The 13,665-nt window shown below is 73.2% G+C and carries 11 protein-coding genes; 5 read left to right on the top strand and 6 right to left on the bottom strand.

The window, feature by feature from the left end; all coding sequences use genetic code 11:
* The first annotated feature begins 137 nt into the window (after positions 1–137).
* Positions 138–1,088: a homocysteine S-methyltransferase gene (gene mmuM / locus DFP74_RS27745; RefSeq protein WP_121186199.1), complete on the top strand. Its 951-nt coding sequence runs from the start codon at positions 138–140 to the stop codon at positions 1,086–1,088.
* A 97-nt stretch (positions 1,089–1,185) separates the two neighbouring features.
* Here mmuM and DFP74_RS27750 read toward each other — a convergent pair whose 3' ends face one another.
* The 4 genes from DFP74_RS27750 to mraZ form a co-directional block, all read right to left on the bottom strand.
* A complete protein-coding gene (locus DFP74_RS27750) occupies positions 1,186–3,162 on the bottom strand; it encodes a penicillin-binding protein 2 (protein WP_121186200.1) in 1,977 nt (658 codons plus the stop codon).
* A complete protein-coding gene (locus DFP74_RS27755; protein WP_121186202.1) occupies positions 3,159–3,605 on the bottom strand; it encodes a hypothetical protein in 447 nt (148 codons plus the stop codon). Before DFP74_RS27755 ends, DFP74_RS27750 begins: the two co-directional genes overlap by 4 nt.
* Positions 3,606–3,614: 9 nt before the next feature.
* Complete coding sequence (rsmH, locus tag DFP74_RS27760; protein WP_121186204.1) at positions 3,615–4,673, bottom strand: 16S rRNA (cytosine(1402)-N(4))-methyltransferase RsmH; 1,059 nt, start codon at positions 4,671–4,673, stop codon at positions 3,615–3,617.
* A gap of 279 nt (positions 4,674–4,952) precedes the next feature.
* Positions 4,953–5,384, bottom strand: coding sequence for a division/cell wall cluster transcriptional repressor MraZ (gene mraZ / locus DFP74_RS27765; protein ID WP_121186205.1), 432 nt, complete (start codon positions 5,382–5,384; stop codon positions 4,953–4,955).
* Positions 5,385–5,926: 542 nt separating this feature from the next.
* Here mraZ and DFP74_RS27770 point away from each other — a divergent pair.
* From DFP74_RS27770 to DFP74_RS27780, 3 genes are all read left to right on the top strand, one after another.
* Positions 5,927–6,919: a MoxR family ATPase gene (locus tag DFP74_RS27770; protein ID WP_121186207.1), complete on the top strand. Its 993-nt coding sequence runs from the start codon at positions 5,927–5,929 to the stop codon at positions 6,917–6,919.
* A gap of 241 nt (positions 6,920–7,160) precedes the next feature.
* Complete coding sequence (locus DFP74_RS27775; protein ID WP_121186209.1) at positions 7,161–8,423, top strand: DUF58 domain-containing protein; 1,263 nt, start codon at positions 7,161–7,163, stop codon at positions 8,421–8,423.
* Positions 8,424–8,431: 8 nt separating this feature from the next.
* Positions 8,432–10,741, top strand: a complete 2,310-nt coding sequence (locus DFP74_RS27780) for a DUF3488 and transglutaminase-like domain-containing protein (protein ID WP_121186211.1) — start codon at positions 8,432–8,434, stop codon at positions 10,739–10,741.
* 57 nt (positions 10,742–10,798) lie between these two features.
* Here the strand turns inward: DFP74_RS27780 and DFP74_RS27785 are convergent, their stop codons facing one another.
* Complete coding sequence (locus tag DFP74_RS27785; protein ID WP_121186213.1) at positions 10,799–11,941, bottom strand: epoxide hydrolase family protein; 1,143 nt, start codon at positions 11,939–11,941, stop codon at positions 10,799–10,801.
* Positions 11,942–12,004: 63 nt separating this feature from the next.
* Between DFP74_RS27785 and DFP74_RS27790 the strand changes: the two genes are divergently transcribed.
* Positions 12,005–12,967, top strand: a complete 963-nt coding sequence (locus tag DFP74_RS27790; RefSeq protein ID WP_121188572.1) for a WYL domain-containing protein — start codon at positions 12,005–12,007, stop codon at positions 12,965–12,967.
* 204 nt (positions 12,968–13,171) lie between these two features.
* Here DFP74_RS27790 and DFP74_RS27795 read toward each other — a convergent pair whose 3' ends face one another.
* A complete protein-coding gene (locus DFP74_RS27795) occupies positions 13,172–13,579 on the bottom strand; it encodes a DUF3040 domain-containing protein (RefSeq protein ID WP_121186215.1) in 408 nt (135 codons plus the stop codon).
* Positions 13,580–13,665 lie beyond the last annotated feature (86 nt).

Below are 13,665 nucleotides of genomic sequence, written 5' to 3' on the forward strand. Positions count from 1 at the left end.
TGGCACGAGTGGAGGTTAACGGCTGTGGAGGACCGCTCGGTAATTTCCACGCTGTGATGAGGGCGGAATCTCCGAAGCGGCATGTCATCCAGGCTACTCCCGAGGCCCCGGGAGCGCCCTCGGCTAGCCTCGGCCCCATGGAATCGCATGGGGACGGACCGCCGACCGATCCGCAGGGGATCTCGCGCGGGCGCCGGAGAACACCGCTGGTCCTGGACGGCGGCCTGGCCACGCGCCTGGAGGCCTACGGCCGCGACCTGGGCGGCGGGCTGTGGTCGGCGCGGCTGCTGGCGGAGGAGCCCGAGGTGATCCGCCGGGTGCACCGGGACTACTTCGAGGCGGGCGCCGACGTGGCGATCGCCGCCGGGTACCAGGCGAGCGTTCCCGCGTTCACCGCCCGGGGGTACGGCCGGGCCGAGGCGGAGCGCCTGGTGGTGCGGTCGGTGGAGCTGGCGCTGGCCGAGCGGGACGCGTTCGGGTCCGGCCTGGTCGCCGCGGGGGTGGGGCCCTACGGCGCGGCCCTGGCCGACGGCTCGGAGTACACCGGTGACTACGACCTGGACGAGGACGGCCTGTACCGGTGGCACCGGGACCGCTGGCGCCTGCTGGTCGGCGCGGGCGCCGACCTGGTCGCCTGCGAGACCCTCCCCTCCCTGCCCGAGGCGCGGGCGCTGGCGCGGCTGCTCCGGGAGACCCCGGGCGCGCGGGCGTGGATGAGCTTCTCCTGCCGCGACGGCGAGCGCATCAGCGACGGCACCCCGATGCGGGAGGCCGTGGCCGAGCTGGCTCCTCTGTACACCGAGGGGCGGCTGGTGGCGGTCGGCGTCAACTGCACCTCGCCCCGGTTCGTGCCGTCCCTGGTGCGGACGGTCGCCGCGGCCGGCGTCCCGGCGGTCGCCTACCCCAACTCCGGCGAGGTGTGGGACGCGGCGGCGCAGTGCTGGAGGGGCACCAGCGAGCCGGAGGAGTTCGGGGCGGCGGCGCGGGTCTGGCGCGACGCCGGGGCCGAGCTGATCGGGGGGTGCTGCCGGACCGGCCCCGAGCACATCCGGTCGGTGCGCGAGCACCTGTCCCCCGGCTCCCCGTGACGGGGGAGGCGGGCGGCGCCGACCGCGCCGCCCGCCTCCGTGTCCGATTCCGTGTCCGATTCCGTGTCCGCCTCCCTGCCCTCGGGAGGCCGATCCCCTACTCCTCCAGGCGGATCGCGGGCGGCTCGGTCTCCGTCGGCGGCACCTTGAGCGACTGCAGGGCGAAGGACATGATGTCGTTGAACACCGGTCCCGCGGCCTCGCCGCCGTAGTAGGTCCCCTGCGGATTGTGCAGGACCACCTGGACGACGACCTCGGGCGCGTCGGCCGGGGCGAACCCGGCGAAGGTGGCGGTGTAGCCGCCGTCCTCGTAACCGCCGGTCTCGGGGTTGATGCGGTTGGCGGTACCGGTCTTGCCCGCCACCCGGTAGCCGTCGATGCGGGCCTCGGGCGCGGTGCCCTCGTCACTGGTGACGGCCTCCAGCATCAGGGCGAGCTGGTCGGCGGTCTCCTGGCTGACCACGCGGCGCTGCTCGGGGTCGTCGGAGGGGGTGAACTCCCCCTCCGCGTCGACGGTTCCGGCTACGACGGTCGGGTCGACCCGCACCCCGCCGTTGGCGATGGTCGCGTACACCGACGCCATCTGCGTGGCGTTGACCGACACGCTGTGGCCGATCGACACCGACGGCAGCTGCGTGCCCCACCAGTCGTCGGGGTCGGTGAGCACGCCCGCCTCCTCGCCCGGCAGGTGCAGCCCGGTCGGCTGGCCCAGACCGAAGTCCTCCATGTAGGTGTGCAGGACACCGGCGCCGACCTGGTCGGCGATCTTGATCGTGCCCACGTTGCTGGAGTGGGCCATGATGCCGTTGACGGTCAGGCGCTGGGTCTCGTGGTAGCTGGAGTCCTTGAAGGTCTGGTCGTAGTACTGCTGGGCGTAGGGCACGGTGTAGACCGTGTCGGGTGTGGTCAGGCCCTCCTGCAGCGCAGACCCGATGGTGATGACCTTGTTGGTGCTGCCCGGTTCGAAGGTCTCGTGGACGGCCCCATTGGACCACTCCTCGGCCCCGGTCGACTGGATGTCGCTCTGGTCGTAGGTCGGGTAGTCGGCCATGCCGATGATCTCGCCGGTCGGCAGCATGGCGATGGCGCTGCCGCCCTCGGCGTCGAGTTCCTCCACGCGGTCGGCGAGCACCTGGGCCATGTGGAACTGCAGGTCGCGGTCCAGGGTCAGGCGCACGTCCTGGCCGGGGACCGGATCGCGGACCAGGCCGCCGGCCATGGGGATCTGGGTGCCGTCGGCGCCCACCTCGACCTGCCGCTTGCCCGCCTCGCCCGCCAGGGTGGAGTCGAGGTAGCCCTCCAAACCCTCCAGGCCGTGGCCCTCGGAGCCGACGAAGCCCACCAGGTCCGCGGCGCCGGTCTCCTCGGGGTAGACGCGGTTGTAGTCGACCTCGGCGCCGACCCCGGACAGGCCCAGGTCGCGCAGCTCGCCCCACGCCTCGGGCGTGATCTCGGTCGCCACCACCTGGTAGCGGCTGGGCGTGGCGTCGACCTTGGCCGCGACCTCGTCCTCCTCCAGGTCGAAGCGCGTGACGAGTTCGTCCACGAGCTGGTCGCGTTCGTCCTCCTCCACCTCCGCGGGGTCGACGAAGACGGTGCGCACCTCCACCGACAGGGCGAAGGGGTTGCCTTCGGCGTCGGTGATCTGGCCGCGCAGCGTGGGGATGTCGATGGTCTGCAGGCGCAGGTTGGAGGCGGCCTCGGCGTAGGACTCGGCGTCCAACCCCTGGATCTGGACCAGGCGGCCGGCGAACAGCAGGATGACGACCGCGATCAGCACCCCGCCGAGCTTGAGCCGCTTGCCCGGGTCGCCCCTGCGGAAGGTGCGCCGCAGCAGGGGCGGCGGCGGAGGCGGTGGCGCGGTGCGGCGACGCGGCGCGCCGCCCTCCCCGCTCCGGCGGACCCGGTGCCCCGCGGAGCCGGCCTGGGCGGCCCGCGCCGCGGCGGACGCCCGCGCGGCGCCGTCGGGACGGCGCGGTTCGCGCTGGGGGCGCTTACTGGGCCTGGAGCCCGAGCGCCCGGACGCTCCGGGTCTGCGGGGGTCGCGGGGGCGTCGGTCCCTGGGGGCGCTCAATCATCGCTCCCATCGCTCCCGGACACCCGGCCCTCGTCGAGGTCGAGGAAGAGCGGGCCCTCGCCGGGCTCCATGCCCATCTCCTCGGCCTCCGAGGCGATCCGCTCGGAGGTCTCCAGGTGGGCGACCGACTCCCGCAGCTGCTGCTCCTCGTAGGAGAGCTCGCGGTTCTGCGCCTGCAGGCTGGTGATGGCGAAGGCCTCCTCGGCCACGACGCTGCGCAGGACGAGCAGGCCGACGAGCGCCCCGCCGAGCAGGCACAGCACGAGCAGGACGAAGGGGATACGCGGTGCGCGCGCGGTCCCTCCGTTCTCGCGCGGCGCCCCGGCGGCGGCCGCCCGTGCCGGGGCGGCGCGCCCCGGCGCGGGCTTGGTCGCCGGACGCGTCCTGGTGCCGCCGGTGCCGCGCGAGGAGGCACGGCGGGTGTCCGTCCTGGTGCTCATGTGGTCTCCCTACTGCCGCGACGGCCTGCGCACGCGTTCGACCGCCCGGAGCCGGGCGGACTGCGCACGCGGGTTGCGTTCGTTCTCTTCGTCCGTGGGGAGCTCGGCTCCCCGGGTCAGGAGCCGGAGTTCGGGCTGCCGGTCCGGGAGCGGGACGGGCAGGTCGGCGGGGGTGGTGTCCTTGGCCAGTGCGGCGAACGCCCTCTTGGTGATGCGGTCCTCCAGGGAGTGGTAGGACAGCACGGCGAGGCGTCCGCCGACGGGCAGCCGCGACAGGGCCGCGGGCAGGGTGCGCTCGAGGATGGACAGTTCCGCGTTGACCTCGATGCGCAGCCCCTGGAAGGTGCGCTTGGCGGGGTGGCCGCCGGTGCGGCGGGTGGCCGCGGGAATGGCGTCACGGACGAGCTCGGCGAGTTCGCGCGTGGAGGTGATGGGCGCCTGGGCGCGCCGCCGCTCGATCGCCCGGGCCACGCGGGAGGCGAAGCGCTCCTCGCCGTAGGCGCGCAGGACGCGGGTGAGTTCGGAGACGGGGTAGGTGTTGACGATCTGTCCCGCGGTGAGCTCCTGGGTGCGGTCCATCCGCATGTCCAGGGGCGCGTCGTGGGCGTAGGCGAAACCGCGGTCGGTCTCGTCCAGCTGGGGCGAGGAGACCCCGAGGTCGAGCAGGATCGCGTCGGCCTCGGCGAAGCCCGCCTCGTCCAGGGCGCTCGGGATCTCGGAGTAGACCGCGTGCACGAAGCGGGTGCGGTCGGCGTAGGGCGCGAGCCGGGCCGCGCTGCGCTCCAGGGCGGTGGTGTCGCGGTCCACGCCGACGAGCCGCAGGGTGGGGCAGGCCTTGAGCAGGGCCTCGGAGTGCCCGCCCAGTCCCAGGGTGCCGTCGACCAGGACGGCGCCGGGCGCGCTGAGCGCGGGCGCGAGCAGTTCCACGATGCGGTTGAGCATGACGGGCACGTGGAGGGGGTCGAGCCCCTCGCGCGCGGCCCGGATGCGGTCCTCGATGTCACCGGAGCCGTGCTCGCGGTGTGGCTCGCCGTCCCCCTCGGGGTGTCGCCGCCCGTTGTCCCCCATGCGCCGCCGATCCTCCACGCTGTCGCCGTCTCCCCCTGAGTCGCCGCGGTAGCGCCGTTCGTGCGCTCCGCGGTGTCCTTCGCGTGGCCCGGCCGGGTTCCGGCAAGGCCATCCGGACACGGCCGCTATTGTCCACCTTCCGGCGGACCCGCGTTCACCACCTGGCACCGGGGAAGTCGCGCCAGCTCGTGTGTGCCGTCTCCGGAGGCCGTTGCCGGACTCCGACTTGCAAGGGTGTGGACTTGTGTGCTGGTGGTCCCGGCGATGGCGTCGCCGGTTTCACAGCACCCCGGGCAGCACCTCCTCCGACAGTCGCGCGAAAGCCTGCTCCTGCTCGGCCTCGTAGTCCGACCACGCCTTGTCCGCCCAGATCTCCAGACGGGTGTTGGCCCCGATCACGACACAGTCGCGATCGAGCCCCGCGTAGGCGCGCAGCTTCGGCGGGATGGTGATCCGGCCCTGCTTGTCGCAGGACTCGTCGGACGCACTGGCGAAAAGGATCCTGCTGTAGTCGCGAACCGCCTTGGCGGTGACCGGGGCGGAGCTGAGCGCGTCGGTGACACGCCGGAACTCTGCCGTCGGAAAGACGTAGAGACAGTGCTCCTGGCCTTTCGTGATCACCAACCCCCCCGACAGTTCGTCGCGGTACTTCGCCGGAAGGAACAACCGTCCCTTCTGATCGAGGCGAGGCGTATGAGTGCCGAGGAACACAGTGGCACCCCCTCACCCCGAAGTGGAGAATTCACCGGCTCCACGCTGCTCCACCTTACTCCACTCCGCCCCACCGTCAACAGCTTCAATCCCGATTCGCGGCCCAAAGAATCGACGAATACGCAGGTCAGAGAGGTGGAGCGGAGTGGGGGGCGCTGGCGCGCCCCCCACGGCGCCCCAGTGCCGCGCGACGAGCCCGCTGACGTGGTGCGACGCCGCCGCCCCGCGCGGGCGCGCCCGCGCGCGAGCGACGACCGATTCCGGGCGGGCCGGAACACCGGTTTCCTGGATTGCGCGGTCGCCTCGCGCGCGACGGCTCCGAATGAGCGGCGGGCGATTCGGGCCCTTCGGCCTCTTTGGTCGATCGCCGCCCCTCGCGGACCGCCCGGCACCGGTGGGGGAAAGGGGGCGGGCCCGAACCACGGCGCCGGACGAAGCGTCACATTTCCAGCGAGTGCGAAGTATCGCCGCACGCCGCTGACCGAGCCGGTAGCCTCGGTTCGACCAACGACACACGAAGACCAGACGGAGCGGAGGTTCTCGTGTCACTCAACACACATCCGGGCGGCCGCGGGGGCGGTGTGCACGACGGCGTCGGTGAGGTCGTCGCCGTCGCCGACCGGATCAGTACCGCCATCGAGACCGTCATCGAGGGCAAGCCCGAGGTCCTCAGGATCGCTCTGACGGTGCTCCTCGCCGAGGGCCACCTGCTCATCGAGGACGTCCCCGGCGTCGGCAAGACCATGCTCGCCAAGGCCCTGGGCCGCGCGGTGGACTGCTCGGTCCAGCGCGTCCAGTTCACCCCCGACCTGCTGCCCAGCGACATCACCGGCGTCAGCGTCTTCCACCAGGACCGCCACGAGTTCGAGTTCAACCCGGGCCCGGTCTTCGCCAACATCGTCCTGGGCGACGAGATCAACCGCGCCTCCCCCAAGACCCAGGCGGCCCTGCTCGAGTGCATGGAGGAGCGCCAGGTCAGCGTCGACGGCCAGACCCGTGCCCTGGAACGGCCGTTCATGGTCGTGGCCACCCAGAACCCGGCCGACATGGAGGGGACCTACGCCCTGCCCGAGGCCCAGCGCGACCGGTTCATGGCGCGCGTCTCGGTCGGCTACCCCTCGCCCCAGTCCGAGCTGGACATGATCGACTCGCACGGCTCGCGCTCCCCGCTGGAGGCCCTGGCCGCCGTCACCAACGCCGAACAGGTCCGCGACCTCGCCGACCACGTGCGCTCGGTGCACGTCGCCCCCGGCATGCGCCGCTACGTCGTGGACCTGGTCAACTCCACCCGGACCAGCCCGGAACTACGCCTGGGCGCCTCTCCCCGGGCGACCCTGCACCTGGTGCGCGCCGCCCGCGCCTACGCCGCCCTGGACGGGCGCCACTACGTCGTCCCCGACGACGTGCAGGCCCTGGCCGTGCCCGTGCTCGCGCACCGGCTGCTGGCCGCGCCGGAGGCCCAGATGGAGCGGCTCACCCCCGAGCAGATCGTCGCCAAACTGGTGGCGCGCCTGCCCGTCCCCGGCCCGAACTGACCGACCGCGCCCCCTGACTCCCACGACGCCCGAGAGAGGGCACATGCTCCCGCCCGTCTCCCACCACCACCCTCAACGGACGCCTGCGGCACAGTCCCCCTTGCCCGTCTCCCACCACCACCCTCAACGGACGCCTGCGGCACAGTCCCCCTTGCCCTCGTCCCAGCCCGCCTCTCAGCCCTCGGGCACACCCGCGGCACGGCCCCGTCTGCGCCGCCGGCTCACCGGCCGCGGCGTCTGCATGCTCGTCCTCGGCCTGGTCTGCCTCGTGGCCGGCGCCGTCCTGGGCCAGCGTGAGCTCGTGGGAGTGGGCGTGCTGCTCCTGGCCGTCCCGCCGCTGGCCGCGCTCACGGTCGTGGGCGCCACCGCCCGGGTCGCGCACAGCCGGTCGGTGGTCCCGGTCCGGGTCGCCGCCGGGCACGACGCCCGGATCCTGGTGCGGGTCGGCAACTCCTCGCGGACGTGGCCGGTCTCCTCGCTGTTCGTCGAGGACAGCCTGCCCACGCCGCTGGGCACCGGCCCCCGCTACACCCTCGGCCACCTGGGCCCGCGCGCGGTCCGCGACGTCACCTACCTCGTCCGCCCCGCGGTGCGGGGCAGCTACCCCGTGGGTCCGCTGCGCATCGGTGTCGCCGATCCGCTCGGCTGCGTACGCGTCACCCGCGAGGTCGGCGCCCCCTCCACCCTGCTCGTGACCCCGCCGGTCGTGCCCCTGGACGCCCTGGGCGGGGCCGACGGCTCCCAGGGCGAGCAGTCCCCGCGCCGCTCGGTCAGCGGTGTGGGCGAGCAGGACCCGGTGCCGCGCGAGTACCAGCACGGCGACGAACTGCGCCGGGTGCACTGGCGCTCCACCGCCAAGCAGGGCGAGCTGATGGTCCGCCGGGACGAACAGCACTGGCGGGAGAACAGCTCCATCCTGTTGGACACCCGCCGCAGCGCCCACCGGGGCGAGGGGCCGAGCGGTTCCCTGGAGACCGCGGTGAGCGCGGCCGCGTCGGTGGCGGTGCACCTGATCGACGGCGGGCACGAACTGCGCTTCCTCACCGAGCGGGGCCGGATGCACACGGCCGACGCCGCCGGTGTGCTGGACGGTCTGGCCGTCACCCGGGCCTCGGACTCCCCCGGACTGCTGGGCGGGATCGACCAGCTCGCCGGCTCCCGCGGCGCCACCTCCAGCCTGCTCGTGGCGGTCCTGGGCGCGGTCTCGGCCGAGGAGGCCGCCGCTCTGTCGACGGTCAGGGGCGCGGCCACCCGGGTCGCCGTCCTGTGCGCGCACGGCGCCTGGCCCGCCCGCCAGGCGTCCCCGCCCGCGGCCTCCGGCGCCGCCGCGCCCTCCCCCGACGCGCTCCGCGGAGTGCGCGACATCCTCACCTCCGGCGGTTGGCGCGTCCTCGTCGTCTCCTCGGCCACCGAACTGGCCGGGCTGTGGCACCGGGCGACCACCGCCGAGGGCGCCGCGTTCACCGCGGCCGCCCCGTACCCGCCCCGGGAGGGCCGGCGTTGAGAACTCTGATGCCCCTGGCCACCCTGGCGTGCCTGCTGTCGGCGATGCCGCTCCTGGGCTCACTGATCCTCGGCCCCTGGTGGGTCCCCGCGGTCGTGCTCATGACGGTGGTGACCGCGGTGTCGGCGCTGTACCGGCACACCCGGTGGAACGTGCTGCCCGTCCCTCTCCTGCAACTGCTGGCGGCCGCCGCGCTCATCACCCCGATGTTCGCCGCGGGGGACGCCCTGGCGGGCGTTCTCCCCACGCCCGCGAGCATCGCGCGCCTGGGACAGACGCTCCAGCAGGGTCTGAACACCATCGACACGAACGCGCCCCCGGTGGCCGCCTCCGCCGGGATGACCCTGATCGTCGCCCTCGTGTTCGTGGTGTTCACGATCACCGCGGACTTCCTGGCGGTGACCGCCCGCTGCCCGGGCATGGTGGGGGGCCTGCTGCTGGCGCTGCTGGCCGTACCGCTGGTCGTGGACGGCGAGCCCGTCGGCTGGGGAGCGATGGCCGCCGCCGCGGCGGGGTTCCTGGGCCTGCTGGCCGCGGACATGTGGGGGCGCGGCCGTGAGTGGGGCCTGTTCGTACCCGACGACGCACGCGAGGCACGCGTCCTGGGCGGGCTGCGCCGGCTCGCGATGACGGCGGTCGCCGCGACCACCGCGATCCTGTTGGCGCTGGCCCTGCCCGCGGCGGTGCCGTCCCTGCGCAGCGACGTCTTCTACGACCTCGTGGAGGGCACCTACGTCCGCACGGGCGGGGAGAACATCACCACCACGCACCCGCTGGTGTCGCTGCAGCGGGAACTGGCGTCGGCCTCCGACCGCACGGTGCTCACCTACCGCTCCACCAGCGAGGACCCCGACTACCTGCGCACGTTCGCCCTCGACGAGTTCGACGGCGTGAACTGGACCATGACGCCGGTCAACGCCTCGGGGGACAACGAGGCCTCCGGGGAGCTGCCGCTGCCCTCCGGATGGTCCGAACCCGCACCGGAGGAGACGGTGACCACCCGGATCTCCATCGACTCCGACACACCCCGGATGAACTTCCTCCCGCTGCCGTACTGGGTGAGTTCGGTCGAGGTCCCGGGCGAGTGGTACATCGACCCCGAGACCCACATGGTCTTCACCACGAACAGTCCGACCACCGGCCTGAACTTCACGGTGGAGTCCATCGATAGCCGCCCCTCCGGGGACGAGCTGGCCGCGACCGGGTCCCCTCGGTCGCTGGGCGGCGGCCACCTGGACCTGCCCCGGGACCTGGACCCGGCGATCGGGCAGCTGACCGAGCAGGTGACCGCGGACGCGCAGACGCCCTACGAGCGCGCCGTCGCGATCCAGGAGTACTTCACCGACGGGGCGTTCACCTACGACCTGACCCCGCCGGCCGTGCCCGAGGGGGTCGACCCGCTCGCGCACTTCCTCCTGACCGACCAGGTGGGCTACTGCCAGCAGTTCGCGGGGGCCATGGCCGTGATGGCGCGCCAGGCGGGCGTGCCCTCGCGGGTGGCCGTGGGCTACACCGCGGGCGAGAACATCGACGGCGACCGCTGGTCGGTGACCGTGGGCGACGCCCACGCGTGGCCGGAGCTGTACTTCGAGGACGTGGGCTGGGTCCGCTTCGAGCCGACCCCGGCCTCCGCCGGCGCCGGCCAGGGCTCGGCGACGGTACCCGAGTACTCCTCCGGCGGCCGCGCACCGGGCACCGATCCGGCCGAGCCGCGCGAACCGGGCGCCGAGGAGCCCGCACCGCCGGAGCCCAGCACACCCGACGACGAGCCCTCGGAGTCGCCGCAGGAGAGCGAGTCGCCGCAGGACGAGGCCTCCGCGCCGATGGCCGACGGCGGGGACGCGGACACCGCGAACGCCGAAGCGTCGTGGCCGCCGATCGCGGGGGCGGTGGCCGGGGCCCTGCTCCTGCTGTCGCTGCCCGCTCTGGTGCGGGCGCTCGTGCGCTGGACGCGACTGTCCGGGCTGCCGGGCGCCGCCCCCGCCGCGGGTGCCCACACCGCCTGGCGCGAACTGCGCGACACCTGGCTGGACCTGGGCGGGGAGTGGAACCTGGCGGAGAGTCCGCGCGCGACGGCCGAGCGTCTGGCCGGGGACGACGCGCGGACCCGGGCGGCGCTGTGGCGGCTGGCCCTAGCCGAGGAGTCGGCGCGCTACGCTCCGGCGCCCGCGGACGGCGCGGACCTGCGGGAGGACCTGCGCACCGCGCGCCTCGGCCTGCTGTCGGCGGCGTCCCGGGGAGCGCGGCTGCGCGCCCTGTTCCTGCCCCGCTCACTGGTGCCCTGGGCGGTACCCCGCCCCGCCCCGAGACCGGCGTAGGACGCGGGGCGGGGAGCGCCCCGGCCCGCGGGTCATCGTGACCTGCGGGCCCCGGCGTCAGGAAAGACCGCGGAAGAAGGTGCGGATGTCGCCCGCGAGCAGCTCCGTGGCCTCCATCGCGGGGAAGTGACCGCCCTCGGTGAACTCGCTCCAGTGGCCGATCGCCTTGCCCGGGTCCAGGACGCAGCGCATGAGCGGGTGGGTGTCGAACACGGCCCATCCGGACGGCACCTCGGAGGCCATGACCAGGTCGATCCCGGAGTGCGCGGACTCGTAGTAGAACTGCGCGCTCGACGCACCGCTGCGGGTGAACCAGTACAGGCTGATGTTCGCCAGGAGCTGGTCGCGGTCGACCGACTCGTCCGGCGTCCGGTCGGCGCCCTCGGCCCGGGTCTTGAACTTCTCGGCGATCCACGCGAGCTGACCGGCCGGTGAGTCGGTGAGCGCCGCGCCGATCGTGTCGGGACGGTGCTCCTGCATCGCGAGATAGCCGCGCTCGGCCGCGGCCTCGGCGCGCACCGCCTCGATCTGGGCGGTCTCGTCCTCGGACAGACCGTCGGGGTAGGGGAACTTGTCGCCGACCAGCCCGAGCCACCGGGGGTCGCCGCCGATGTGCGCGCCGATGACGCGCTCCGGGTGCAGCGCCGCCAGGCGGCCGGTGGTGCCCGCACCGATGTCGGTGCCGTGGGCCGCGAACCGCTCGTAGCCCAGACGCGTCATGATCTCGGCGTAGGCCTCCGTCGTCCGCGCCAGCTCCCAGCCGGTCCCCGCCAGCGGGGTGGAGAACCCGAAGCCGGGCAGCGACAGGACGACCACGTGGAACGCGTCGGTCAGCAGCGGAATGAGGCGCTGGTACTCGATGAACGAGCCCGGCCAGCCGTGGTTCAGGAGCAGCGGGACGGCCTCCGGGTTCGTCGACCGCACGTGGACCACGTGGAATTTCTGACCGTCGACGACCGTGGTGAACTGGTCGAACTCGTTGAGCTTCTCCTCCTGCGCTCGCCAGTCGAACCCGTCGCGCCAGTACTCGGCGAGCTCCTCCAGGTACGCCGGCGGGATGCCGCGGCTGAAGTCGGTGCGATCGTTTCGGCCCGGCACGGGGAGCGGCCAGCGCGTGCGCGCCAGCCGGTCGCGCAGGTCGTCGAGGTCGGTCTGGGGGATGTCGATGCGAAACGGTGTGAGTGCCTTGTTCTCGTGCATGGCACCGACGTTCGCAGGCAATGCGGCACAGGAGCTTCCGCGATGGCTGAGACGATGGCGCACATGTTGCAGACCTCGGCCCGCCTGCTCGAACTGCTGTCCCTGCTCCAGTTCAAGCGCGACTGGACGGGCTCCGAACTCGCCGTCCGGCTCCAGGTGAGCACGAGGACCGTGCGCGCCGACATCGGCAGGCTGCGGTCGCTCGGCTATCCCGTGGACGCGCGCCCCGGCGTCGCGGGCGGCTACCGGCTGGCCGCCGGGACGGCGATGCCCCCGCTCCTGCTCGACGACGACGAGGCCGTCGCCGTCGCGGTCGGACTGGGTGCGGTCGCGACCCAGCGGCTCGGCGTCGAGGAGACCTCGCTCACCGCGCTCGCGAAGCTAGAGCAGGTGCTGCCCTCGCGCCTGCGTCGGCGCGTCGAGGCGGTACGCGAGGCGACGAGCGTGGTTCCAGGGGCCGAACCGCCGCTCGACCTGTCGGTTCTCGGCGCGGTCGCCGCCGCGGTCCGCGGCCGTGAACGGCTCCGGTTCGGATACACCAAGCCCGGGGGCGACGAAGGGGCCCGCCACACCGAACCGCAGGGGCTGGTGAGCTGGGGGCCGCTCTGGTACCTGTTCGCGTGGGACCTGGACCGTGACGACTGGCGGGTCTTCCGTGTCGACCGCATGGTCGCGCACGCACCGACGGGTGTGCGGTTCCGGCCGCGCGCGATGTCGAAGGACGGTGTCGTCGACTACGTCGTCCGACGCGTCAGCAGGGCGGGCTGGACGTACCGCGCCCGCGTGCTCGTGCGTGCTCCCGCCGCCCAGGTCGCCGCGAAGTTCCCCATCCCGATCGATATCGAGGCGGTCGACGCGTCCACGTGCCGGGTCGAGCTGGGTTCCCACGACCCGGACCGGCTCGCGCTGTGGCTGACCCAGCTCGACGTCGACATGGAGGTGGTCGACGGAGACGAGCTCGCGGCGGCCTTCGATCGCCTCGCGGCGAGGCTGCGCCGCGCGGCGGGTGGCGCGTCCACGGCGTGAGTCCGAACCCCGCGGGCCGGGAACGGGCGTGCGAAGCAGGCCCGGGTCGTGGCCGTGGACACGAACGTGGTGGGGCCGCACGGTCACCGTGCGGCCCCACCACGTGAGTTCTGTGCGCGACCCTGCGGTCCCGCTACGCCCGTTCCCCGCGCCGCACCCTGGGGCACGGCCCTCCTCGCCGGTCCGCGGAGAACCGAACCCGAGTCAGTCGTTGCCCTCCTGGCGGCGACGCCAGCGCTCCTCGAAGCGGTTCATCATGCCCGGACGATTGCCGCCCTTGCGGCGCTGCCGTGGCTCCGCGGCCGCGGTCGCGGCCTCGCCGCCACCGCCGGCGGCCTTGCGCCAGGCATTGGCTCCCCAGAGGAAGCACGCCAGCATGACGATGAAACCGAGGACGCTGATGAGCACCTGCATGACCGGATTGCCGATCAGGAGCCCGGCCAGCAGCAGGACAACGCCGATGACGAATCCGAGACCGGCCTTGATGATCCAGCGCTTGTAATGGACCGCGGGGTTCGTTTGCCGAACGGTGTTCGCGAACTTCGGGTCCTCGGCATACAGCGCCCGCTCGATCTGGTCGAGCATGCGCTGCTCGTGTTCAGAGAGCGGCACGGCGCCTCCCTACGACAGTCCCCGGTTGGGGTGACGGGTACTGATGAACAGTCTCTTGGTCAGTGGTATGCCCAGAATACGGTGCA

The sequence above is a fragment of the Nocardiopsis sp. Huas11 genome, assembly GCF_003634495.1.
In the GTDB taxonomy this organism is placed as follows: Bacteria; Actinomycetota; Actinomycetes; order Streptosporangiales; family Streptosporangiaceae; genus Nocardiopsis.

What these genes read in the sequence shown, in the direction of transcription:
- DFP74_RS27755 (WP_121186202.1), bottom strand. Translation starts at nt 3,605, where the DNA reads ATGAGCACCAGGACGGACACCCGCCGTGCCTCCTCGCGCGGCACCGGC.
- rsmH (WP_121186204.1), bottom strand. Translation starts at nt 4,673, where the DNA reads ATGGGGGACAACGGGCGGCGACACCCCGAGGGGGACGGCGAGCCACAC.
- DFP74_RS27785 (WP_121186213.1), bottom strand. Translation starts at nt 11,941, where the DNA reads ATGCACGAGAACAAGGCACTCACACCGTTTCGCATCGACATCCCCCAG.
- DFP74_RS27790 (WP_121188572.1), top strand. Translation starts at nt 12,005, where the DNA reads ATGTTGCAGACCTCGGCCCGCCTGCTCGAACTGCTGTCCCTGCTCCAG.
- DFP74_RS27775 (WP_121186209.1), top strand. Translation starts at nt 7,161, where the DNA reads ATGCTCGTCCTCGGCCTGGTCTGCCTCGTGGCCGGCGCCGTCCTGGGC.
- DFP74_RS27780 (WP_121186211.1), top strand. Translation starts at nt 8,432, where the DNA reads ATGCCCCTGGCCACCCTGGCGTGCCTGCTGTCGGCGATGCCGCTCCTG.
- mmuM (WP_121186199.1), top strand. Translation starts at nt 138, where the DNA reads ATGGAATCGCATGGGGACGGACCGCCGACCGATCCGCAGGGGATCTCG.